We start from the raw sequence: 24,725 nt of genomic DNA, 5'->3' as shown, positions 1-24,725 counted from the left end.
CAGCAATGAATGACTGGGAATCGGGAATCATTCAGGTCGATGGTGAGCGTGCGATTTACTCATCGTTAACGGAAGATCAGTTGTTAGAGGCCGATTGGTATTCGAAATATTTTCATTCTGTAAGAAAGCTAGGAAATGAGTATATCTGGTATCATTTCGATCAGGTTTCTTTGCTGCGTCGGCATTTTTTTGTGTCTGTATGCTTTAAGGATACAAGCCTAGTTGTCGCGGAGATTTCGCTCCAGGGCAATGAATTTCCAACTTCGTGGGATAATTGGTCTGAAGAAGGGGAGAGAAAGCGGCAAAGGGAGCATGATCGTTTGTTACAGCAACATTTGTCCGTAAAGCCAAGCTATCGTCAAACAAAGCCTTACCCCTATATGGAATATGAACTGAACTGGGGGAAAATCTCTTCTTATTTTGACCCCCGGTCGGGAAATACGGCCATTGCTTTTAAGTATAAAGATGAATAGTGATCTTACATAAAATACACGACAACCCTGCGCTTTGTGCTGGAGGTGAGGGTGTTGGATGAGTAAGGGAGATATGTTGTGGATAAAAAGGCGAAAAAAATACTGATGAACACATTCTGGTCCTCTAGCGGCTGGAAGCAGGAGCGGGGATCTTTTTCGGGTGAGGATTTTGAATATGCCAAAAGTAAGGGCTTGATGTTCGATCCGATCACCATTACACATAACGAGATTATAAACAGGCTGCATGAGCTGCACCAGCAAAAGGCTACAAAAGAACGAGTGGCAGCAGCATTTTTGCATAGTCTTTCCACGAAAAAGGTTCATTTACGAAGCGCCTTATCGAGCTGGGCATTAACCGCAGGGCTTCCTTTGCACACCTATGGGGAGCGGCCTGTCGTCCTGCCCAATTACAGTAGCTGTGGGGATTGTAATTTTAATAAAATGATGTCCGATAAGGAATACGTCAATAAAGATTTGAATGTACTAAATTTTGAACGAATCAAATGGGGCGGTATTCGTCTGAACTACCTTCTGTATTGCTGGATGGACCTTGAATTGTTCAGTCAAGAAGAGGATGTTCAGGTTTCCGATGAGGATCTAGCTATACTCCATAACATGCTCGAAGCTGTTCAGAACTGTGATGCTCAAAGCAGTGCACGTCAATTGGAAAAGCGCTGGAAGGATGTGTTCCCATCCAGCAAAAACGAGCGTGATGTCGTCATGGAGGTGTGGGGATATGCCGGACTGCTGGTCCCACAGGACACGCCTCGTAAACGACAGCACGGCAATCATGATTTTTATTCCGTAGCAGCCTGGCAAGGAGATGACGGATACTCGCAGGAGGCGTTGGACTATTTCTTTGGTAAGTTTTTATAGAGAATGTGAATCGTTATGCACATCTTGATTATGACGGTTGCTCAAACAGCAAACGTTCTTCTTCCCGACTATGAATGGCATTGACAACCAGAAGCGCGTGGAACTGTTGAAGAACTTCAGGCGTAAGCCCTTCTTCACGGATCCCGGCTTTGAGTTCTTTTACAATGATTCGGAGCAGATCATGATCTCGTGTAAGTTTGACGACAGCCTCCTGCAGTTCCGGTTTTTTCTCGACCATTTCCTGATAGAATCCTTCCTCTTCTGCATCAGCATGGCTGAGAATGCGGGTTTCCCAATATTCGATCAAGTGGTCGGCAGCCTGGCGCGCCACCTGGAATTCTTTCGCTTCGAGTAATTCCTCTACTTCTCTCGTCTTATCTAGAGCGCCAGATAGCCCGCCTTGATGAATGGCATGATGAGCATGCAGTTGACGTAAAGAAGGTCCTCCCATAACAGTTCATCCTTTCTTTGTTCCCTTTTTTAGTACAGTATAGCATAAGAAAATAGCGTTATTTTTCCGGTTAGGATTTTCCCCTCTAAGGAAAAGGGAACTCCCTAATTGGTTCAATTTCATATAATACTTAGAATGAAGTTAGAAGATAAAACTCAATCTTGGGGGAATGGATGATGAATCGATTAACCGAAATAACAGACATAAAAAAGATTGTGAAAAAAGGATCAAGGGTTTGAGGGGGATGAGCAGATACATACCCAATCAACATGGAGCCTGGGCTATGCTCATTCTTCCATTTTTATTCGGTTTAGCTGCTTCTCGAGGGGATCTCATTCATATACCCCTATTTGTGTGCTGGTTTTTTATCTACTTATTCAGTTTTCCTGTCCTCCAATGGATCAAAACAGGCAGCAGTGAAAGATACCGCAAACCCGCCGTTGTATACGGAGTGATATTACTTCCTTTGTTAATTTCACTGATATGGTTTGAGCCTGCCTTGATCTGGTATGGAGTTCTTTTATTGCTCTTTTTTATGGCTAATATTTATTTTGCGAGAACGAAAAATGAACGTGCTTTACTCAATGACATTGTTGCAATTCTACTCTTTTGTTCTTTTATATATCCCGTTATTTATATGGGGGGAGGAGAGGATTGGAGGGTAGCAACAGAGCTATTCTTGCTTTTGGTGCTTTACTTTATCGGAACTGCTTTGTATGTCAAAACGATCATTCGTGAAAGAAAAAATATACGTTACCATTATGCTTCCGTTATCTATCATGTGGTGATTTTGTTGTTTGCCATTTGGTTAAAGTTATTTCTGTTTGTTCCTTTTTTAATTTTTTTGATAAGAGCCATATGGCTTCCTAAACTCGGATTAAAGGCAAAACAAGTTGGCATGGCGGAAATTGGATTTTCAATGATGCTCTATGTTTTTGTGTTGTTTTTATATTTCTAAAAGGAGAGACATCAATGATATCTTTAAAAACGCCGCGTGATTATCATACTGACCCGTTTATAGTCATCTGGGAGGTTACACGAGCTTGTGCTTTAAAGTGCCTTCACTGTAGAGCGGAAGCTCAGTACAAACCTGATCCTCGCCAACTGACACTAGAAGAAGGTAAGAAGCTAATAGATCAAATCGCTGAAATGAATCATCCGTTGCTTGTATTCACAGGCGGAGATCCTTTAATGCGTCCTGATCTGTTTGAACTGGCTCAATATGCAATTGAAGAGAAAAATCTGTCGGTTTCAATGACCCCCAGTGCCACTCCTAAAGTGACACGAACAGCGGTAGAAAAAGCAAAGCAAGTTGGATTATCGCGGTGGGCATTTAGTCTGGACGGTTCATGTGCCGAGATTCACGATCATTTTCGGGGTACAGCGGGTTCTTACGATACGACCATGCGAGGAATTGGTTATTTAAAGGAACTGAATATCCCTATTCAAGTGAACACTACGGTGTCCCGGTACAATCTTCATGATCTGGAGCAAATTGCAGAAAGAGTGAAGGAAATGCAGGCCGTGTTATGGAGTTTATTTTTCCTTGTTCCAACTGGACGTGGCATGGAGAAAGATATGATTACTCCTGATGAGCATGAAGCCGTAATGAAATGGTTGTATCAAATACAGCAACAGATGCCGTACGGAGTGAAGGCTACAGAAGCTCCTCACTACCGGAGGGTCGTGCTGCAGCAAAAGCACAGCGCAGGTGAGAACAGTGTAGCAGACGGACAAAAGAGGGCAGATGTTTTAGGACGTGCTCCTAAAGGCGTAAATGACGGAGATGGATTTGTTTTTATTAGTCATATCGGCGAAGTATACCCTAGTGGTTTCCTGCCTCTTATGTGCGGGAATGTACGAAAGGATAGCTTGGCAGACATTTATCGCAACTCTCCGATCATGATGAATCTTAGAGATAAGTCCCTACTTAAAGGTAAATGTGGAGTCTGTGAATTCAAGGCTGTCTGTGGGGGCTCCAGAGCAAGGGCTTTTGCAATAACAGGAGACTATTTGGAGAGTGACCCTTATTGCGCTTATATACCCGGGGTTGGAGAGGAAAAGTGTTTTCATGATGAAGAAAAGTTCTAAAAAAGTCGTTATTCTCGGTGGAGGAATAAGCGGTTTAAGTGCTGCCTTTTATGTGAAAAAGCTGGCTGAGGATCGGCAACTTGAAGTGGAGATTACACTGGTGGAGAAAAGTGAACGTCTAGGAGGAAAGCTGCAAACCGTTCGCCAAAACGATTTTATGATCGAAAAAGGACCGGATGCTTTCTTGGCCAGAAAGACGGCAATATTGGATTTGACTATGGAGTTGGGGCTGGAAGCAGATCTGGTATCGACAAACCCGAAAGCCAAATCTGCTAGTATTTTGCATAAGGGCAAACTTCATACGATGCCGATGGGCTTCATTCTGGGCATTCCAACAAAGCTCACTCCCTTCATTCGGACAGGACTTATTTCTCCGCTGGGAAAAGCACGGGCAGCCCTGGATTTAATCATTCCGGCAAAGAAAGGTGATGCAGACGAATCTCTAGGTGATTTTATCAAACGGCGTCTCGGCAAAGAAGTTCTGGACCAGATTACGGAACCTCTGCTGTCTGGAATTTACGCTGGGGATACACATTCCCTGAGCCTCATGTCAACCTTCCCTCAATTTAAACTAATGGAACAAAAGCATGGAAGTCTGATTAAGGGTATGTCTAAAGGGGCGGGGAGAAAGCCAGCAGTACAAGACAACCTGCCGGATATCGCTAAGAAAAGTATGTTTCTTTCTTATCGGCTAGGATTATCTTCGATCGTGGAGCGGCTAAAGGAAAGGCTGGATACCGTACGTTTTGTTATGGGGCAAGGTGTAGTTGAAGTAAGGAAAGAAAGCGGTTATCAGGTCATTTTAGAACATGGGCAAAAAATAGATGCGGATGCGGTGATTTGCGCTGTTCCAGCTTTTGAAGCGGCTACATTATTCTCCGGCGTTGCAAGCGCTAGCTGGTTACACAAGATTCACTATGTTTCCGTAGCCAATATTGCTCTTGCTTATAAAAACACAGATCTTAATCTTAATTTTGAGGGAACGGGATTTTTAGTACCCCGCAAAGAAGGCAAAAAGATTACGGCATGTACTTGGTCTTCGACGAAGTGGAGCCATACTGCTCCTGAAGGATATACGCTTTTACGGACCTACATTGGACATGCAGGTGCACAGGAGTGGATTCAGATGACAGACGATCAACTTGTGGATGCCGCGCGTAAAGATTTGAAAGATTTAATGGGCCTGGAAGCGGAACCGGAATTCACCGAAGTCAGTAGGTGTGATCGATCAATGCCGCAATATCCGATTGGACACAAAGAGCATATGGCGAAGATCAGACAGGACTTCGCACAGGATTTACCGGGTGTTTTTCTATGTGGTGCCGGCTATGGGGGCGTTGGAATTCCAGATTGCATCGCTCAAGGGAAAGAAGCGGCTGAACAGTTGCTTTCTGATTTTTTATAATCAGGCTCTTTCCACGAATGAAAGAGGGAACCCCCTGATTGGTTCAGCTTTAAGGGAGACGTAGAATGAAAGGTAAGTATAAAATCGAAGTAAGATGGAGGAATGGAAGATGAGCCAGTTAACGGAAGAAACATGGGTGGCGGACATTGTGAAAGCAGTACCCAAAACGGGAGATCTGTTCCGCAAACTGAGGATTGATTTCTGCTGTGGAGGGAAAATATCGCTCCGTGAAGCAGCAGCCAATCAAGGTCTCCACGCTGGTGAACTGCTGACGCAGATACATGAAGTGGAAGAAAAGCAGGCACAGCATAAGCAAATGCAACCTCCTTCACTCGAACCCAAAGAACTAATCGCCTATATTCAAAATGAGTATCATACGAAGCTTCGGGAAGAACTATCGGCGTTAACGCCGTATGTAACCAAACTAACGCGGGTTCATGGCGAACGTTATCCGCATCTAAAGCGAGTTAACGAACTGTTCACCTTGCTTAAACAGGAAATATCGGAACATATTCAATATGAGGAGGACCTTGTGTTTCCGATGATTGAAGCATTTTTACAAGAATCAACAATGGAACGAGCAGATGAGTTAAATCCAATTTTGTCCAAGTTGCAAAACGAACATCAAACGGTGGTGGAATTCCTGAAGGAAATGCGCTTGATCACAAATGGCTTTGAGCCGATGCAGGAAGCTTGTGGTACGCACCGACTCGTATTGAAGCGGTTAGAAGACCTGGAAGCAGATATTTTCAATCATATTCTTCTTGAAAATTGTACATTGATCGAACGTACGAAACAGGCACAGCTAATAGCGAAACCCATTAATTAATGATGAACTAACATGAGGAGCCGAACCAATTGCATAAATTAATTAAAAGTAGCACTGTTTTCGTTTTGGTTATTTCCATCATTTTATTACTTTCAGGGTGCGGTGCGGGGCAACAATCAGCTTCAAATGGTAGCAGCACGGCCCAGAACAACGAGGTCTCCAGCCAGGATTCTTCGAAAAAGGTTGAAACTGTTGAGCTTACCATATCCGCAGCTGCAAGTTTAACGGATGCGCTCAAAGAAATTCAGCATTCATACGAATCAACCCATACAGGCACCAAATTGAATTTTAACTTCGGCGGCTCTGGTGCGCTGGAAAAACAAATTGAGCAAGGAGCGCCGTCGGATTTGTTCCTGTCCGCTTCGAAGAAAAACTTGAAGTCTCTCGTAGATCAACAGTTAATAGAGAGTAATAAACAAAAAACATGGCTGACGAATGAATTGGTCGCGGTTATCCCAGCAGATGGGACGATGGACATTGCGAGTGTAACCGATTTAACAAAAAGAGAAGTGAAGAAAGTTGCGATCGGAATTCCTGAAAGTGTTCCTGCAGGCAACTACGCACAGGAAGCGCTGACGAAAGCGAAGCTTTGGGACACGTTACAGAGCAAGCTGGTTCAAGCGAAAGACGTTAGACAAGTGCTGCAATATGTGGAAACTGGGAATGCTGATGTCGGATTTGTATATAAAACAGATGCATTGACTTCACAAAAGGCAAAAATCGCCTTTGAGGTGGATCCCAAAGCCTATTCACCTGTTGAGTATCCAATCGGAATTATCAAAGGTTCAAAGCACATTCAAGAAGCCGAAGACTTTTATGCATACCTACAATCACAAGAATCTCTGAATATTATGGCTAAGTATGGATTTACCATACCGAAGTGAGCATGCAAGATATAGATTGGAATGAATATTGGCCTCCTATCCGCTTATCGTTGCAGGTTGCACTGTTATCCAGCATTCTAGTAATCATATTAGGCTTGCTTGTGGCATGGTCCATGTCACGGTTAGGTTTATTTAAAGGGAAAACGGTTGTTGAAACTGTGCTCATGCTGCCCTTGGTACTCCCACCGACGGTTGTTGGTTTTTTACTACTAATATTACTAGGACGAAAAAGCGGGTTCGGACGTTTTGTGGAGCAATCGTTTGGAGAACCTATTATATTCTCGTGGTGGGCTGGGGTTATAGCAGCGGTGGTAGTGGCTTTTCCTCTTGTCTATCGGACACTGAAAATGGGATTGTCTTCTGTTGACCAGGACTTGGAAAACGCGGGACGTTCGATGGGTGCAAGTGAATGGCAGGTTTTCCGGTATATCACCTTTCCTTTAATTTTCCCTTCTTTTAAAGCTGCCTTTATACTCGGTTTTGCCCGCGGCCTGGGCGAATTTGGTGCTACGTTGATGATTGCCGGAAATATTCCGGGTAAAACACAAACGATTCCGACGGCCATTTATATTGCGGTGGATTCTGGGCATCTTCCTATGGCCTGGGCCTGGACGTGCTCTATCATACTCATTTCTTTTATCATGCTCCTGTTAACGGGCCAAAAGAACAATTAATCTCTTCATATAAGCTTCCCTTTAGCAGGGGGAGGCTTTTTTGTATCTTTCGATAGAACGAGGGATTTCCTGTAGCGCTATAGGACATTCCCTAATGGGAACAGCGATGAATGAATTACATAATGAGAGTAAGCGAATGAACCTTCCCATGGCACTTGCGTTGGGATGATTTATTCTAAAAAGGAGTGTTGGTCATCGATGAAAAAAAAATACAACCTCAACTTTTTTAAACCGATCGAAAGCTATTCGGGAAATTGGTCAATCCTTGAGGAAAAAAATAGAGAATGGGAAAACGTGTACCGACAGCGTTGGTCTCACGACAAAGTGGTTCGGACGACTCACGGAGTGAACTGCACGGGTTCCTGTAGTTGGAAGGTTTTTGTGAAAAACGGCATCATTACCTGGGAAAATCAACAGATCGATTATCCTTCCTGCGGTGTAGATATGCCAGAATTTGAACCGCGAGGATGCCCGCGTGGCGCTACATTTTCCTGGTATGAATACAGTCCATTACGTGTGAAATACCCTTATATGCGCGGTAAGCTGTTGCGGCTTTGGCAGGCTGCCATCCAGGAACATGCCAATCCGGTGGAAGCATGGGCAAGCATTGTGGAAGATCCGGAGAAAGCCAAGCTCTACAAAGCAGCTCGCGGAAAAGGCGGTCATGTCCGTGTCGCTTGGGACGATGTCCTGCGTCTGATCTCGGCGCAACTCATCTATACCATTCGTAAGTATGGTCCTGACCGGATCGCGGGCTTTACGCCAATACCGGCGATGTCAATGATAAGCTACGCTTCAGGAGCCAGATTCATTTCGCTTCTTGGTGGACAGATGTTGAGTTTCTATGACTGGTATGCCGACCTTCCGCCTTCATCTCCTCAAATTTGGGGTGAGCAGACGGATGTACCGGAATCTTCTGATTGGTACAATGCGGGTTACCTGATCATGTGGGGATCGAATGTACCACTTACCCGGACGCCAGACGCTCATTTTATGACGGAAGTACGTTATAAGGGGACAAAAGTTGTATCAGTGGCTCCCGACTTGGCGGAGAATGTGAAGTTCGCTGACAACTGGCTTGCACCACATCCGGGTACAGATGCTGCTGTAGCCCAGGCTATGACACATGTTATTCTGGATGAGTTTTACAAAGAGCGCCAAGAACCGATGTTCATTAACTATGCCAAACAATATACAGATATGCCGTTTATGATTCTGCTTGATCCGCACGAGGGAGCCTGGAAAGGTGGACGTTTCCTACGGGCGAGTGACCTTGGAGATGCTTCGCAGCATGCGGACTGGAAGCCAGTCATATATGACGAAGCAGCGGGGGAAATGCTGGTTCCGAACGGTACGATGGGACAGCGCTGGGAGCAGGATAAGAAATGGAACCTGATTCTGGAGCGGGAAGACGGAACAAAGGTTGAGCCCGCACTCACTGTGGAAGGTCATGGCGAGCAATGGGAAGAAATCGTATTCCCTTATTTTGATAACGCAGGTAATGGAACGTTCAAACGTGTAATTCCAGTCAAAAAAGTACGCTTGGCAGATGGCTCGGAACGTTACGTAGCAACCGTGTACGATTTGATGATGAGCCAGTACGGTGTCGCACGCAATGACAGCTCTCATAACGCCAAGAATTATTACGACGAAGCTTCGCATTATACCCCTGCCTGGCAGGAGAAGATCACAGGTGTGAAGGCGTCTGTTGTGGTACAGATTGCTCGGGAATTTGCCCAAAATGCTATCGATACCAAAGGGCGCTCCATGATTATTATGGGTGCGGGTATCAACCACTGGTTCAATAGTGACACCATCTATCGGTCCATCTTGAACCTTGTCGTGTTGACGGCTTCCCAAGGTGTAAACGGGGGAGGCTGGGCGCATTATGTGGGTCAAGAAAAGCTCCGCCCAATCGAAGGCTGGTCAACGATTGCCTTTGCAAAAGACTGGCAAGGGGCGGCTCGACAGCAAAATGCTACATCGTTTTTCTACTTTGCAACAGAGCAGTGGCGTTACGAAGAAAGTGGAACAGACACCTTGAAGTCACCGACTGGCGGGGATGTCAGTTACAGACATCCAGCAGACTACAACGTGCTCGCAGCGCGTCTGGGTTGGCTGCCTTCTTATCCACAGTTTAATAAAAATAGTCTGTTGTTCGCCGAAGAGGCAGCGCAATTAGGCAAAAAGTCCAACGAGGAAATCATTAATCATTCTGTGGAAGAGATTAAATCACGTAAGACACGCTTCGCTGTAGAAGATCCTGGGGCAGCCGAGAACTTCCCGCGTTCACTCTTTGTTTGGCGATCCAATCTGATTTCCAGTTCGGCGAAGGGGCAAGAGTATTTCATGAAGCATTTACTCGGAGCATCTGATGCCCTGCTTGCCCGGCCGAACGAGGAGCAGAAACCGGAGGAAATCGTCTGGAGAGAAGATGTAGAAGGAAAGCTTGATCTGATGGTTGCACTTGATTTCCGGATGACGACAACCCCATTGTATGCGGATATCGTGCTTCCGGCGGCAACCTGGTACGAGAAAACGGATTTGTCGTCCACCGATATGCATCCTTTCGTACACCCGTTTAATCCGGCCGTTAATCCACTGTGGGAATCCCGTGCGGACTGGGATATTTACCGCCAGCTTTCCGAAGTCTTTTCTGATATGGCGAAAGAGTACCTGCCAGGTATATATAAAGACCTTGTGACCGCGCCGCTCGCACACGACAGTGTGGGTGAAATTTCACAGCCGATGGGTCTTGTAAAGGATTGGACGAAGGGCGAGATTGAAGCGACCCCGGGTAAAACCATGCCGAATTTCAGCATCATCGAACGTGACTATACTAAAATTCACGATAAATTTATCTCACTCGGTCCGAATTTGACTACTGGGAAAGCAGGTGCGCATGGCGTCAGCTTCTCCGTAGCAGAAGAATATGAGGAAATGAAAAAGTTGAACGGAGTTTATTACGATGAGTCCATTAAAGACGGACTGCCAAAAATCCAGACAGCTCGCCAAGTGGCCAATGCAATTCTTCATCTTTCATCCGCGACTAATGGACGGGTATCGCAAAAGGCTTATGAGCAGGCAGAAGAGCTTCACGGTGTTGAACTTAAAGACATCTCGGCTGATCGGGCAGCGGAAAGAATCACTTTCCAAAGTATCACGGCACAGCCTCGGGAAGTTATACCGACACCAGTATTCACTGGATCGAACAAGAAGGGACGCCGCTATTCACCATTTACAACGAATATTGAACGTCTCGTTCCGTTTCGTACTTTGACGGGAAGACAGCATTTCTATATTGATCATGAGATTTTCCAACAATTTGGAGAATCATTGCCGATCTACAAACCGACGTTGCCACCGATGGTGTTCGGTCCTCGGGATCGGGAAATAAAAGGCGGACAAGATTCACTCGTGCTTCGCTATCTGACACCGCACGGTAAATGGAATATTCACTCCACCTACCAGGATAACCAGCACATGCTTACGCTGTTTCGTGGAGGTCCTACCGTATGGATCAACAATGAAGACGCAGAGGCGCACGATCTTGCTGACAATGACTGGGTAGAGGTATACAACCGTAATGGCGTCGTAACCGCCCGGGCCGTTGTCAGCCATCGGATGCCAAGAGGGACTATGTTCATGTACCATGCTCAGGATAAGCACATTCAAGTGCCAGGCTCTGAAATCACGGATACACGCGGCGGTAGTCATAACGCACCAACAAGAATTCATCTCAAACCAACCCAGATGGTCGGTGGATATGCTCAGCTTAGTTATGGATTCAACTATTATGGTCCAATCGGCAACCAGCGTGATGTGTACGTTGCGGTACGTAAAATGAAGGAGGTTAACTGGCTTGAAGATTAAAGCTCAAATTGCCATGGTCATGAACCTGGATAAATGTATTGGCTGCCATACGTGCAGCGTGACATGTAAAACAACCTGGACGAACCGCAAAGGTGCGGAATATATGTGGTTTAACAATGTGGAGACTAAACCCGGTATCGGTTATCCGAAGCGCTGGGAAGACCAGGAATTATATAAAGGCGGCTGGCAGCTCCGCAAAGGGAAATTGGAATTGAAGTCAGGCAACAAGCTGTCCAAGATAGCACTGGGTAAGATTTTTTACAATCCAGACATGCCGGAAATGAAAGATTATTATGAGCCCTGGACTTACAATTACGAGCAACTGACCAACGCTGGTGAACAGAAGCATTCACCTGTGGCACGCGCGCACTCTGCGGTAACGGGTGAAAAAATGGATTTGGAGTGGGGTCCAAACTGGGAAGATGACCTGGCGGGTGCGCATGTAACTGGTCCGCTTGATCCAAATATTCAGAAAATCGAAGAAGAGATTAAATTTAACTTTGAGAAGTCGTTCATGGTTTATCTCCCACGGCTTTGCGAACATTGTTTAAATCCGAGCTGTGTCGCGTCCTGTCCTTCAGGTGCTATGTACAAACGGGACGAGGACGGAATTGTGCTCGTGGATCAGGAAGCATGTCGCGGCTGGCGGTATTGCATGACGGGCTGTCCATACAAAAAAGTGTACTTTAACTGGCAGACGAACAAAGCGGAAAAATGTACCTTCTGTTTCCCACGTGTGGAAGCAGGCCTGCCGACAGTCTGCTCCGAGACATGTACAGGACGAATTCGCTACCTCGGTGTTATGCTGTATGACGCGGATCGGGTGCTTGAGGCCGCTTCTACGCAGGACGAGAAAGAGCTTTATAAGGCGCAGTGTGACCTGTTCATGGATCCTAGTGATCCGGCAGTGATCGCTCAAGCGAGAAAAGACGGCATCTCGGAGGACTGGATTGAAGCAGCGCAGAACTCGCCGGTCTACAAGCTTGCCATTGAGCACAAGCTGGCATTCCCGCTTCATCCGGAATATCGTACATTACCTATGGTCTGGTATGTTCCACCACTTAGCCCGATCATGAATTACTTTGAAGGGAAAGACTCGATTGAGAATCCCGATATGATTTTTCCGGCTATCGAAGAAATGCGTACCCCTATTCAGTACCTTGCCAATATGCTGACGGCGGGCGACACCCAAACCGTGAAGGAATCCTTGCAAAGAATGGCTATGATGCGCTCCTATATGCGTGCTCAATCCACAGGACAATCTTTTGATGAAAGCCGTCTTGAGCGCATTGGCATGACACCTCGGCAGACTGAGCAGATGTATCGGCTTCTGGCGATTGCCAAGTATGAGGATCGTTTCGTCATTCCAACGTCGCATAAAGAAGGATATTCGAATCCGTACCGGGCTCAAGGATCTGCGGGTTACGGCGATACCATGGGAAATATGGGTTCAGGATCTGGATGTGACGGCTGTAGTATGGCAAGTTCAATGGGGATGGAAGAGCCTTTGAAAACGGGAAAAGAAATGTATGAAGAAAACTTCTACGGGGGTATTTGGCGTGATTAATGTAGCGAAGCTGTATGAATGCAAGCCATCATTCGGGTTTTTCGCCCAACAACTCATGTACCCGGAAAAGCTGGATTTTCATCCGGCTTTTCTGGAAGCATCGTTTGATCCAAACCATCCGGCATATACGTATGCGAACACCTACTGGTCCCTTATGCAAGAGTTCAGTATGGAAGAGATTCAGGAAATGTATACAGAAACCTTTGATTTTCAAAAAAATTGTGCACTATATATGACTTACTTCAAATTCGAAGATGCAAAAGAACGGGGACAAATGTTGGTCAAGTTAAAGGTGCTATACGAGATGTATGGTCTTGAAATGCCAGATGGTGAGCTGCCAGATTACCTTCCGCTCATGTGTGAATTTCTGTATGCCGCCGAATGGTCGCAAGATCCGAAGACGACAGAAAACTTCCGCATGCCAATCGCGATCCTGGAAGACGGCACATATCATTTACTTAAAGCGCTGGAGAAAATGGAAAGCCCGTATTTTCATCTGGTCAAGGGACTGCGCGAAACGCTTAAAGCATGCGTAGAACAGGAGGCAGCTGCGCAATGATGATGCTAGAGCAGTTTTTATGGGTTATTTTCCCTTATATGTGTGTGGTCGTCTTTATTGTAGGGCATATTTTCCGCTACAGAAATGATCAGTTCAATTGGACAGCGAAATCAAGTGAGTTTATTGAAAAGAAACAATTGATGATCGGAAGTCTCTTATTCCACCTGGGTATTATCCCGGTTATTATGGGTCATGTATCCGGTCTGGGCATACCCAAAACCTGGATGCATGCACTGGGTGTAAACGATCATCTATATCATATTGGAGCAGTTTATATTGGTGGAATATTTGGAGCGATGACGTTCCTCGGTATGTTGATTCTTACCTCTCGTCGATTTACAATACGCAATGTGCGCCATTTAAGTACGGCGTCTGATTTGATAGTAAACGTATTGCTTTTGGCCATTGTATGCATGGGGATGTTTGCGACTCTCGTAACGAATGCGGTACAGCCAGAATTCGATTATCGAGAGACGATCTCAATCTGGTTCCGCGGTTTATTCGTATTCCGTGTCGACCCGACACTGATGAGAGACGTACCGATGTCCTTCAAGCTTCATATTCTTATGGCCTTTGCGATTTTTGCATTCTGGCCGTTTACCCGGCTTGTACATGTGTGGAGTGTTCCGTTGAATTATGTGCGCAGAAGTTATATCCTTTACAGAAGACATAAATCGAATTAGGAAAGCGGGCTCTGCCTTCTTTCCTAATTCTATTAGGAGAGAGCGATGAATAATAGGATGGATTATCAAAGGGAGCTTGAGCGAATACGCGAACATTTCGGTTATGATTTCATGGCGCTTGCTCTGGTTGAACCGGCCGAATATCAATACGTAATTAAATGGAAAAATGCAGCCGGTAATTTAAATGATCGCTTTAAGCGAATTGTACTGCAATCCGGAAAGGGCATAGCAGGAGTCGTGTTCAAAACTGGGAAATCCGTTTTCATTCCATCTGTTCATCAATATGTGGGGGCAGACAACCTGTTTAACTACCCGATCGTTCAATCCGAGAAACTCAAGAGTCTCGGGGCTGTTCCCCTATGGAATGATGCTCGCGTCGCGGGCGTACTGCTTGGTGGATTTCGGGAAGAACTGCTGATGACCGCAGCCATGATGCGTGATTTGGAAGCTTTGGCGCATAGGGGATTTGGAGAGTTGAACGGGAAGGAAGTGATGTAATTGACATTATCTGTAGGGACTGGCTCTTTGAATGCGCTAATGGTGAAGTTGTTTGAGAACAGTACAGAAGCCATTTTCTTTTTTGATGGGCAAGGGAACACCCTAGCTATGAACCCGGCAGCGGAGGAGATTGTGAGCGATGACGTCCTCATTCAACTCTATGAAGGGAAGGAAAAAGCTTTGTGTGGAACATGCAGGGGCTATACAAGCGAAACGGAGCCCCGTACCTGCCTTGATTGTTATTTCAATATGCCAGAATCCAAGGATTTCGCTTCTTTTCAGGTATATCTGGAAACAAAGAGCAACGGAATGATCCCCTATGCCGCTTCTTTTCACACCATTGATTCTGAACATGGAACAAGGGTGTTGATGTTGAGGGACTTGACTCCGCAATTTCAGACGCAGGAAAAATTGTATCAAAACAAAATGATGAAGCATGTCATTGAAGCGCAGGAAAATGAGCGTAAACGGCTTTCCAGGGAACTGCACGACAGCGTCGCCCAGGAATTGATGAGTGCGGTTGTTGAGCTGCGGGTGTTAAAATACATGACGAATGATGAACAGCTCATCAAAAACATGAAGCAGACTGAAGCATCCATGACGCGATTGCTGGATGATATCCGCAACCTGTCTGTGGAACTACGCCCCGCCACACTTGATGATTTTGGGCTTGAAGCGGCATTTCGTTCCCACTTTAAGAGGGTTGAACAAAGCTTTGGTCTTGTCGTTGAATTTGTGTCGGATCTTCCCCAAAAGCGATACGGAAGTGAAAAGGAAACGGTCATTTACCGTGTCTGCCAAGAGGCTGTTCTCAATGCCTTAAAATATGCCCAGGTAGACATGGTTAAAGTTTCTTTGACTGAGCACGATCATACGCTTCGTTTGACTGTAGAGGACGATGGAATTGGCTTTGAAAAGGGGAGCCAGCCTATTGGAACGGGATTAGGTTTATATGGCATGCAGGAGCGAGCAGAGCTGGTAGGCGGAAGTTTTGGCGTCCTATCAAATGTGGGTCAGGGAACCAAAGTCTTTTTGCAAATTCCGATTGGCCAAGAGGAGGAATAGAGACTTGATCAAAATTGTGTTAGCGGATGACCATGCTATTGTACGAAGCGGATTTTCCATGATTTTGAACTTCCAATCGGATATGGAGGTTGTCGGAACGGCTGCGGATGGCATTGAAGCGTATACGATGGTAGCTAAATATCGTCCGGATATTCTAATCATGGACCTCAGCATGCCCCCAGGCGAAAGTGGATTGATCGCCACAGGCAAGATTAAAGAAGACCACCCTGATACTAAAATTCTGATTTTGACCATGCATGACGATGAAGAATATCTTTTTCATATTTTAAAGAATGGTGCTTCAGGATACGTTTTGAAAAATGCTCCAGATGAGGAGCTATTACTTGCCATACGAACCATTCATGGGGGTGGGACTTATATCCATCCTAAAATGGCTACTTCTCTCGTTCGTGAGTTCATCAAAAAAGATACAACGTCACAATCAGAAGATCCTTATGAGATCCTGTCCAAGCGGGAACTGGAGATTCTGCCTCTGGTCGCAAAAGGTTACGGTAACAAGGAAGTTGCGGAAAAGCTGTTCATCTCTGTCAAGACGGTGGAAGCAAATAAAGCGAAGATCATGGAAAAATTGAATTTAAGAAGCCGGCCTGAACTGGTCCAATATGCATTAAAGAAAAAAATGCTGGATTTTTAGCCGATGAATGGAGGAAATCCGCGTGCTGGAAAATGAGAAACTGCGCTTTTCCAAACCTGCCATGCGTATTCTTGAAAATGAGCATCGATATCTAACATATCTGATGGATGAATGGCATGCCATTGTATTGTGGTTTGAGCAGCACAGAATACTAGATTTGGAAGAAGGCCGCAAGCAACTGGAAAAACTGAGAATGCAGATTCTCGACTTTAGGGTACCCCTCAAGAAACATACCGAAAAGGAAGAAGAACACTTCTTTTCTATGCTAGGAACCTACATTGGTTTTGAGCAGGGACCGCTCGTCGGTATACAGGAGGAGCACCGTGAAATAGAGGGCTATATCGATCATTTTCTTCATCAGACGGAGGGCGATTTGAGTTTGCTCACGCTTGATGACATTCAAGAGGCAGCCAAGAACGCGGGAGAGGCCTTTGAAGTGCTGACTGTACATTTTATAAAAGAAGAAACTGTACTTTTTCCTATGGCAGAGCAACAGATCAATCGGAATGATCTAACCAAGTTATGTGACAAATTAAATACACTTATCTCTTAAAAAGACCAAGCCGCTTCCTATAGAAGCGGCTTTTTTATATTTTCAGGGAGTCCCCTGTCGGGTAAAGGGGAGTCCCCTATATTCGAACAGATCGGCTAGCGGCTACAATGGGGACAGAAATTCAATTTAATAATTCGACAGAAAAAACGTTGAAAAGGTGAGTTAAATGATTAGAAAAATGCAGTTACCGTTACAAACATTGAACTTGATTCTTGGATTCATGGTATGGGTTATCATTTCTTCGCTTATGCCGTTCATTACGGAGGATATTGCTATTCCGCCCGGAAAATTGGCCATGGTCACGGCGATTCCGGTCGTGCTTGGTTCGATTCTGCGCATCCCGCTTGGTTATTATGCCAACATCTTCGGAGCAAGAATCGTTTTTCTCGTTAGCTTTATTTTGCTTTTGTTTCCCGTCTACTATATCAGTGAAGCTTCTACGATGACGGATTTAATTATTGGTGGCTTGTTCCTTGGGATTGGAGGAGCTGTGTTCTCGGTTGGGGTGACTTCGCTGCCGAAGTATTATCCAAAGGAAAAGCATGGGTTTGTAAATGGAATGTATGGTATAGGAAACTTGGGAACAGCCGTCACTACCTTCTCGGCCCCTATTGTGGCTACCCAAATCGGCTGGGCCCCTACAGTGAAGCTGTATCTCATTCTGCTGCTTGTTTTTATCGTTTTGAATTTCTTCTTTGGGGATCGTCATGAAGCTAAAGTGAAGACGCCCATTATGGAGCAGATCAAAGGGGTTTATAAAAATGAGAAGCTTTGGTTTTTCTCGCTCTTTTATTTTATTACATTTGGCTCATTTGTAGCGTTCACGGTGTACTTGCCGAATTTCCTGGTATCAAATTTTGAACTGACCAAAGTGGATGCAGGGATGCGTACAGCTGGCTTTATTGCGATTGCTACTTTCTTCCGCCCTATCGGTGGCTGGCTGGCGGATCGGTTTCAGCCTCTGTTCCTGCTGGTAGGCACGTTCTCTGTTTATACGGTCGCTGCGATTCTTTTGGCTTTTTCACCAGGGATCACCCTTTATACAGTAGGCTGCTTGGCGATCGCTGTATGTGCTGGAGTAGGGAATGGCGTCATCTTCAAGCTAGTTCCATTTTATTTTAATAAACAAGCAGGTATAGTTAACGGAATTGTATCCATGATGGGCGGTCTCGGTGGCTTTTTCCCTCCGATCTTGTTGTCGACGATTCATGCCGCTACTGGCCATTACTCCATTGGATTCATGCTGCTCTCCCAAGTGGCGCTGGCTAGCCTGATCCTCGTCATATGGCTGTATTATCAAGGGACACAATCTAATGAATGAGCGTTATTCCAGACAGATCTTATTTAGACCCATTGGTGGCGAAGGGCAGCGTAATCTATCCGCTGCTGTCGTCACCATTATCGGTTGCGGGGCACTGGGTTCTGCCATCGCCGAAACACTGGTAAGAGCGGGCGTTGGGGAGCTCCATCTTGTTGACAGGGATTACGTAGAGATGTCGAATCTGCAACGTCAGCAGCTGTTCACGGAGCAGGACGCCGCGGAAATGCAGCCCAAGGTTATGGCAGCCGAAAAAAGGCTGAAAGCCATACGAGAAGACGTGCGCTTGCACACATATCTCGATAATTTAGATGCTGAGCTTGTTCTAGAACTTGCCAGCAAGAGTATATTACTGATGGATGCTACGGACAATTTCGAAACTCGTCTGCTGATCAACGATGCTGCACTGAAGGCAGGAATTCCATGGATTTATGGAGCCTGTGTTGGAAGCACAGGCGTTGTTTTTCCATTCGTGCCGGGCGAGTCAGCTTGTTTACGCTGCCTTCTGCCATCGCTGCCTGCGATCAATCAGACCTGCGATACGGCTGGAATCATCTCACCCGCAGTCCAGGTGACAGCCGCCCTCCAATGTGCAGAAGCCATGAAGTGGCTGAGCGGCGGACGTGATAAGATGCGTCGCAAGGTTCATCTATTTGATTTATGGGAGAACACGCAGATGGACATAGGGATTTCCCGCATCCGTAACCAAGATTGTCCAACCTGTGGAGAACATCCTACGTTTCCTGCACTGACAGCATCACGTCGCTCGGCGTATGCTGCTCTGTGCGGACGGAACGTTGTACAGGTTCTTCCAGACCCACAACGTCCGATCACGCTCGATGATGCAGAAAAAATGGGCAGGCTTATAGCAGATCGTGTAAAAAGAACCCCTTATTTCGTTGAATTTTATGCTTTTAAGCATCGAATGATTTTATTCAAAAACGGAAGGCTTCTCATACACGGTGTACGGAGTGTTGCCAACGGTCAAAAACTATATCATCAGCTGTTCGGTTAAATGAGATATAGATACAAAAAGCAGAAATATTTAAAAGAGTCTGTCACCGGAGAGTGGATTGTCCGGGGGCTGGAAGGTGGAAAAGATGAGTGTATTTGAAATCGTGACGGAGCCCATTATCCCGCAGGGTTATGCGGATTATGTCCTAAGGCCGGAAGCAGGAGCGGTGACTATTTTTACAGGGCACGTACGAGAATGGACTCAAGGCGTACGGACCTTATACCTTGCTTATGAGGCCTATGTCCCCATGGCCCAAAAAAAACTCACAGAGATTGGTCGCGAAATCGAACAGAAATGGCAAGGGACGCGAGTGGCAATCGCGCACCGCATTGGCGAGCTTCAAATCGGTGATATCGCCGTTGTCATTGCCGTTTCTTCACCTCACCGTTCGGATGCGTATGAGGCAAATGAATACGCGATCGAACGAATTAAAGAAATAGTTCCTATTTGGAAACGAGAGATTTGGGAAGATGGAACGCAGTGGGTCGGAGATCAAAAGAAAAAGCCGGGGGAGATCAGTCATGATTAAGCTGTACTACTTTGCGGGACTCCGTGAGGTGACGGGAAAAACAGAAGAATTGGCAGATTTGGCGGGCCAAACGGTAGGCGATTTATCCAATTGGATAACAGATCAATATCCAGATATGCCGATCGAGTCTGTGCGAATTGCGATAAACGAGGAGTATGCGTTGTCTACGGATGTATTACAGGATGGAGACATTGCAGCCTTCATTCCCCCAGTCAGCGGTGGCTAATAATAACGATGCTAAACAACTAGAAAGGAGAGGGCGTATGAATTTTTATCCACTGAAAGACACGTTGCAGCGGCCAATTCGTGACCTGCGTATATCGGTTACGGACCGCTGCAATTTCCGTTGTTCCTATTGCATGCCCAAAGAAATATTCGGTGACGATTACGCCTTTCTTCCTCAAAATGAATGTCTGTCGTTTGAAGAGATACACCGGCTAACGAAGCTCTTTGTATCCCTGGGTGTAAAAAAGATCCGACTCACGGGCGGCGAACCATTAATGCGCAGGAATCTATCCGACCTGGTTTCCCAAATCCTGTCCATTGACGGAGTGGAAGATATCGGCTTGACCACCAATGGTGTGCTGCTAGGACAGCAGGCTAAGCCTCTCTATGACGTGGGGCTACGACGGCTTAATGTCAGTCTGGACGCTCTGGACCCTGAGCTATTTGGGCGATTGAATGGGCGGGGGATTAAGCCTGATTTTATTTTGAAGCAGATCGAATATGCAAGAGAAATCGGCTTTGAAATCAAGGTCAATATGGTCGTTCAAAAAGGCGTTAATGACTCGGAGATTTTGCCGATGGCCGCTTATTTTAAGGAGCAGGGAATAACCCTTCGCTTTATCGAGTTTATGGATGTAGGGAATGACAACGGATGGAGCTTCAAAAAGGTACTAACCAAAAAACAAATTGTTGAACGACTTAAGAATGCGTACGAGCTGGAGCCGATGGATCGGGATTACTTTGGAGAAGTGGCAAAACGTTACCGTTATAAAGACAGCGACGCACAGATTGGTTTTATTACTTCGGTTTCTGAATCATTTTGTTCGTCTTGTACACGCGCCCGCTTATCGTGCGATGGCAAGTTTTATACATGTTTGTTTGCTTCAGGCGGATTCGATTTACGCCAGATGCTTCGTAATGAAGCGGATGACCAGGAACTACTCGATGTGATTACTTCAGTATGGGAACAACGTACAGACCGGTATTCCGATGAACGTACGGAGCAGACAGCTAACAACAAAAAAAAGATTAACATGTCCTACATTGGCGGATGACATTTTATACCATGATAGTGTGTTGTATTTGATGTGGTTGCTCCGAAAAAGAAAGCGCAAACATTTTTGTTGGCAAAACTTAAATTCGATGTTATTATGATTTTGGGATTGTTACTGAAAAGGCAAAACCCGAGGCATGGAATTCAATTTCCATGTGTTGGGTTTTGCCTTTTCTTTTTAGAATACATGCTTTGCGATATCCTGCATGATATGAAAATCTGCCCAGCCATAACGCAGAAAGGTGAGTGATATAAAGCCTTACAAGTGCTGAACAACAAAGATGATGACGTCGACCAACGAATCGACATCCGAAAAATGATGTCATGGGACGTGGTTAACCGACTATATCCATTTTCAGAACGGAATATCAGATCGGTTTGGGAGCACTCAAGATCAATGATGGAAAACGTAAGGCTTTGTCTCTTATTATGAATGCGTTTTCATAACACGGAATTGTAAATCAATACATTTGAATTTGATTTACGACGAAGATTTGATCGGCTATTACCGTCTTGTGACCTATCTGAAATTTCGCCCAGCATCTAAATCCTTTTTTAAATTTGATGGGATAAGGGGGGCAGTTAGATGATCATAACGAAGATCTTTAATAACAACGCCATAATAGCCAAAGATCAAAAAAGAGATGAATTTGTTGTTATGGGTCGTGGTATTGCATTCAAAAAGAATGCAGGCGAACAAGTAGAAGAGCATCTAATTGAAAAGGTCTTTGTGCTTAAACATAAAGATGCTTCAGAGAAATTTAAGTTATTGTTAGAGGATGTTCCATCAGAATATGTTTCGTTATGCTATGACATCATTGAATATGGAAAAAGCATATTAGAAGTACAATTGAGCGATTATATATATGTTTCGCTTACGGATCACATGAACAATGCATTTAAAATGTTTGATGAAGGGTTTAAAAATGCAAATCCGTTAATTTGGGAGATCAAAAAATTTTATCCCAAAGAATTTGCGGTTGGCTTAAAAGCACTGGAGTTTATTGAAGACGAAACAGGCAAACGATTGTCAGAAGATGAAGCAGGTAATATTGCTCTTCATTTAATCAATGCTCAAGTAAACAGCTCCTACAACAAGGTAGCAGATGTTGCTCAGCAAACTCAAAAAATACACGACATCTTGAATATTATTAAATACTCTTATAATACCACCATAGATGAACACTCGATCAGTTATGAGCGATTTATTACACATTTAAGATTCTTCTTTCAGCGATTAAATAAAAAAGAAAAAGTAGAACTGGAAGACGACTTTTTATGGAGGCAAGTGAAAGCAAAGTACAAAAAGGCTTATGGCTGCATGCTGAAGATTGAGAAATACTTGGATATGGTATTGTCAGATGAGGAAAAGCTGTATATCACGATTCATATTCAGCGTGTGACCCAAAGACAAAATTGAATAACTCTTGGATTGTTACTGGTAATGCAGGCGAAACCAACCTAGATCGAATTTGATCTATTTTGGTTTCGCCTTTTTTTATAAATACAATTAAAGGGGAAATTACAATGAAGTATGAGACATTAGCAAAAGACATCATCAGAAATGTCGGCGGCAAAGAAAATGTGAATAGTCTAACTCATTGTATTACACGCTTGCGCTTCAAACTAAAAGATGAAAGTAAAGCCAATACAGAGGTTTTGAAAAATATGGATGGTGTTGTCACTGTGGTAAAGAGTGGCGGGCAATACCAGGTTGTTATAGGTAACCATGTACCTGAGGTTTATGCTGATGTTACTGCTGTGGGTGGTTTTCAGACAGGAGATTCAGAAGAAGCATCTGGTGAAAAAATGAGTTTGTTCAATAGATTCATTGATACTATTTCAGGTGTATTTACACCCACGTTAGGTGTCTTAAGTGCCACAGGTATGATTAAGGGCTTCACTGCCCTATTTGTAGCTTTGGGCTGGCTGACCACTACATCGGGTACCTATCAAATTCTCAATGCTTTAGGTGATTGTTTATTTTACTTCTTTCCTATTTTCCTGGGGTATACGTCAGCTAAAAAGTTCAATGCCAACATTTTCATAGGTATGGCTATAGGTGCATCCCTTGTGTACCCCACATTTAGCACGATAACAGCCTCGGGCAAACCACTATACACTCTATTTAGCGGTACTATATTTGAGTCACCGGTATATATCACCTTCTTAGGCATTCCGGTCATTCTGATGAGTTATGCGTCAACAGTTCTTCCGATTATCATATCCACCTATGTAGGCTCAAAAATAGAAAATTTCTTTAAAAAGGTAATCCCTAGCGTAGTGAGAACATTTTTGGTTCCGTTTTTCACATTGTTAGTTATTGTACCCTTAGCATTGATTGTGATTGGACCTCTCTCGACTTGGGCAGGTCAACTGCTTGGGGCAGCAACCCTCTTTGTGTATAACTTAAGTCCAATGATTGAAGGCATAATCATGGGCGCTTTCTGGCAAGTGTTTGTTATCTTTGGATTACACTGGGGACTTGTTCCTATCGCTATGAACAACTTAGCCGTGCTTAAATTCGATCCGATTCTTGCGGCTACGCTGGGAGCTTCCTTTGCTCAGACGGGCGTCGTACTGGCAATTTTGTTTAAAACCAAAAATGTAAAACTGAGATCACTTTCCATTCCAGCTGTCATCTCCGGGATTTTTGGTGTGACAGAACCAGCGATTTACGGGATTACATTACCACGTAAGAAACCATTTATTTTAAGCTGCATAGCATCTGCAGTAGGCGGCGGTATTATAGGAATGATGGGAACGAAAGGTTATATCATTGGTGGATTGGGTATTTTTGCTATCCCGAGCTATATCAGTCCGGCAGGAATAGACAGCGGATTTTATGGGGCTGTTATCGGTATCCTGGTAAGCTTTGTATTAGGCTTCTTGCTTATGTTCTTTGGCGGATTTAAAGATGATGAAGTGAAAGAAGCTAAAAAGGAAGATAACACCTCGGGAGCAGCTAAAGGAGAAGTTTTAGTAAAACAAGAGACGGTGATGAGTCCATTAAAAGGTGAAGTGAAGTCTTTATCTGAAGTAACAGATGAAGCCTTTTCGACAGGTGCCTTGGGTAAAGGGATTGCCATTGAACCTTCTGAAGGTAAGGTCGTTTCACCTGTAGATGGTGTATTAACATCATTATTTTCGTCAGGTCATGCGATTGGAATTACAAGTGACCACGGTGTTGAGGTCCTCATCCATGTAGGCAAAGATACGGTCAAATTAAAAGGCAAACACTTTTATCCTAAAGTAAAACAGGGGGATGCTGTTAAAAAAGGCGAGCTGCTTATGGAGTTTGATATGGAAGCTATAAAAGAGGCTGGTTATGTTTTGACCACACCTGTTATCGTTGCCAATACTACGAATTACCTGGATGTCATTGAAACAGAGAAAAAGGCAATTGAGTATCAAGAGGACTTATTGACCGTCGTAGTCTAATCCTAAT

24 protein-coding genes are annotated in these 24,725 nt (G+C 44.7%); 23 read left to right on the top strand and 1 reads right to left on the bottom strand.

What is annotated here, in order from left to right; genetic code table 11:
- Nucleotides 1-5 precede the first annotated feature (5 nt).
- Both MKX46_RS07585 and MKX46_RS07580 read left to right on the top strand, forming a co-directional pair.
- Nucleotides 6-473 carry a hypothetical protein gene (locus MKX46_RS07585; RefSeq protein WP_069010495.1) on the top strand — a complete coding sequence of 156 codons (468 nt, stop codon included), beginning with the start codon at nt 6-8 and terminating at the stop codon, nt 471-473.
- A gap of 78 nt (nt 474-551) precedes the next feature.
- Nucleotides 552-1,349 (top strand): hypothetical protein, encoded by a 798-nt coding sequence (locus tag MKX46_RS07580; protein WP_341071061.1) that lies wholly within the window; start codon nt 552-554, stop codon nt 1,347-1,349.
- Between the two features lie 28 nt (nt 1,350-1,377).
- Here the strand turns inward: MKX46_RS07580 and MKX46_RS07575 are convergent, their stop codons facing one another.
- Nucleotides 1,378-1,800: a hemerythrin domain-containing protein gene (locus MKX46_RS07575; protein WP_029515522.1), complete on the bottom strand. Its 423-nt coding sequence runs from the start codon at nt 1,798-1,800 to the stop codon at nt 1,378-1,380.
- Nucleotides 1,801-1,969: 169 nt separating this feature from the next.
- Between MKX46_RS07575 and MKX46_RS07570 the strand changes: the two genes are divergently transcribed.
- From MKX46_RS07570 to MKX46_RS07470, 21 genes are all read left to right on the top strand, one after another.
- Nucleotides 1,970-2,758, top strand: coding sequence for a YwiC-like family protein (locus MKX46_RS07570; RefSeq protein WP_049816889.1), 789 nt, complete (start codon nt 1,970-1,972; stop codon nt 2,756-2,758).
- Between the two features lie 14 nt (nt 2,759-2,772).
- On the top strand, nt 2,773-3,891 hold the full coding sequence (locus tag MKX46_RS07565) for a TIGR04053 family radical SAM/SPASM domain-containing protein (RefSeq protein WP_165149726.1): 1,119 nt from the start codon (nt 2,773-2,775) through the stop codon (nt 3,889-3,891).
- The gene (hemG, locus tag MKX46_RS07560; RefSeq protein ID WP_029515519.1) at nt 3,875-5,296 is read left to right on the top strand and encodes a protoporphyrinogen oxidase; all 1,422 of its coding nucleotides are present in this window, start codon (nt 3,875-3,877) and stop codon (nt 5,294-5,296) included. The genes MKX46_RS07565 and hemG overlap by 17 nt, the downstream gene beginning before the upstream one ends.
- Before the next feature lie 109 nt (nt 5,297-5,405).
- Nucleotides 5,406-6,125 (top strand): iron-sulfur cluster repair di-iron protein, encoded by a 720-nt coding sequence (gene ric, locus MKX46_RS07555; protein WP_029515518.1) that lies wholly within the window; start codon nt 5,406-5,408, stop codon nt 6,123-6,125.
- 29 nt (nt 6,126-6,154) lie between these two features.
- Entirely contained in the window at nt 6,155-7,009 is an 855-nt protein-coding gene (modA, locus tag MKX46_RS07550) for a molybdate ABC transporter substrate-binding protein (protein WP_340932824.1), read from the top strand.
- Nucleotides 7,006-7,683 (top strand): molybdate ABC transporter permease subunit, encoded by a 678-nt coding sequence (modB, locus tag MKX46_RS07545; RefSeq protein WP_340932823.1) that lies wholly within the window; start codon nt 7,006-7,008, stop codon nt 7,681-7,683. Before modA ends, modB begins: the two co-directional genes overlap by 4 nt.
- A gap of 198 nt (nt 7,684-7,881) precedes the next feature.
- Nucleotides 7,882-11,556: a nitrate reductase subunit alpha gene (locus MKX46_RS07540; protein WP_029515515.1), complete on the top strand. Its 3,675-nt coding sequence runs from the start codon at nt 7,882-7,884 to the stop codon at nt 11,554-11,556.
- Entirely contained in the window at nt 11,546-13,123 is a 1,578-nt protein-coding gene (gene narH / locus MKX46_RS07535) for a nitrate reductase subunit beta (RefSeq protein ID WP_028542275.1), read from the top strand. Before MKX46_RS07540 ends, narH begins: the two co-directional genes overlap by 11 nt.
- Entirely contained in the window at nt 13,116-13,682 is a 567-nt protein-coding gene (gene narJ / locus MKX46_RS07530; protein ID WP_029515514.1) for a nitrate reductase molybdenum cofactor assembly chaperone, read from the top strand. Before narH ends, narJ begins: the two co-directional genes overlap by 8 nt.
- Entirely contained in the window at nt 13,682-14,365 is a 684-nt protein-coding gene (narI, locus tag MKX46_RS07525; protein ID WP_029515513.1) for a respiratory nitrate reductase subunit gamma, read from the top strand. Before narJ ends, narI begins: the two co-directional genes overlap by 1 nt.
- Before the next feature lie 45 nt (nt 14,366-14,410).
- Entirely contained in the window at nt 14,411-14,863 is a 453-nt protein-coding gene (locus tag MKX46_RS07520; RefSeq protein WP_029515512.1) for a GAF domain-containing protein, read from the top strand.
- Nucleotides 14,864-15,928, top strand: coding sequence for a PAS domain-containing sensor histidine kinase (locus tag MKX46_RS07515; protein ID WP_029515511.1), 1,065 nt, complete (start codon nt 14,864-14,866; stop codon nt 15,926-15,928).
- 7 nt (nt 15,929-15,935) lie between these two features.
- Complete coding sequence (locus MKX46_RS07510; protein ID WP_023989699.1) at nt 15,936-16,583, top strand: response regulator transcription factor; 648 nt, start codon at nt 15,936-15,938, stop codon at nt 16,581-16,583.
- A gap of 22 nt (nt 16,584-16,605) precedes the next feature.
- A complete protein-coding gene (locus tag MKX46_RS07505; protein ID WP_029515510.1) occupies nt 16,606-17,136 on the top strand; it encodes a hemerythrin domain-containing protein in 531 nt (176 codons plus the stop codon).
- 166 nt (nt 17,137-17,302) lie between these two features.
- Nucleotides 17,303-18,457 (top strand): nitrate/nitrite transporter, encoded by a 1,155-nt coding sequence (locus MKX46_RS07500; RefSeq protein ID WP_029515509.1) that lies wholly within the window; start codon nt 17,303-17,305, stop codon nt 18,455-18,457.
- The gene (locus tag MKX46_RS07495) at nt 18,450-19,469 is read left to right on the top strand and encodes a ThiF family adenylyltransferase (RefSeq protein ID WP_029515508.1); all 1,020 of its coding nucleotides are present in this window, start codon (nt 18,450-18,452) and stop codon (nt 19,467-19,469) included. Before MKX46_RS07500 ends, MKX46_RS07495 begins: the two co-directional genes overlap by 8 nt.
- A gap of 85 nt (nt 19,470-19,554) precedes the next feature.
- Nucleotides 19,555-19,998, top strand: coding sequence for a molybdenum cofactor biosynthesis protein MoaE (locus tag MKX46_RS07490; RefSeq protein ID WP_341071060.1), 444 nt, complete (start codon nt 19,555-19,557; stop codon nt 19,996-19,998).
- The gene (locus MKX46_RS07485; protein WP_029515506.1) at nt 19,991-20,224 is read left to right on the top strand and encodes a MoaD/ThiS family protein; all 234 of its coding nucleotides are present in this window, start codon (nt 19,991-19,993) and stop codon (nt 20,222-20,224) included. The genes MKX46_RS07490 and MKX46_RS07485 overlap by 8 nt, the downstream gene beginning before the upstream one ends.
- Nucleotides 20,225-20,261: 37 nt before the next feature.
- On the top strand, nt 20,262-21,278 hold the full coding sequence (gene moaA, locus MKX46_RS07480; RefSeq protein WP_341071059.1) for a GTP 3',8-cyclase MoaA: 1,017 nt from the start codon (nt 20,262-20,264) through the stop codon (nt 21,276-21,278).
- Nucleotides 21,279-21,863: 585 nt separating this feature from the next.
- Entirely contained in the window at nt 21,864-22,697 is an 834-nt protein-coding gene (licT, locus tag MKX46_RS07475; protein ID WP_029515504.1) for a BglG family transcription antiterminator LicT, read from the top strand.
- Nucleotides 22,698-22,804: 107 nt separating this feature from the next.
- Nucleotides 22,805-24,718 carry a beta-glucoside-specific PTS transporter subunit IIABC gene (locus tag MKX46_RS07470; protein WP_029515503.1) on the top strand — a complete coding sequence of 638 codons (1,914 nt, stop codon included), beginning with the start codon at nt 22,805-22,807 and terminating at the stop codon, nt 24,716-24,718.
- Nucleotides 24,719-24,725 lie beyond the last annotated feature (7 nt).

It is taken from the genome of Paenibacillus sp. FSL P4-0113, assembly GCF_038009305.1.
Lineage (GTDB): Bacteria > Bacillota > Bacilli > Paenibacillales > Paenibacillaceae > Paenibacillus > Paenibacillus polymyxa_D.
The sequence above is the reverse complement of the archived record's forward strand: the minus strand, read 5'-3'. Positions and strand labels throughout refer to the sequence as shown.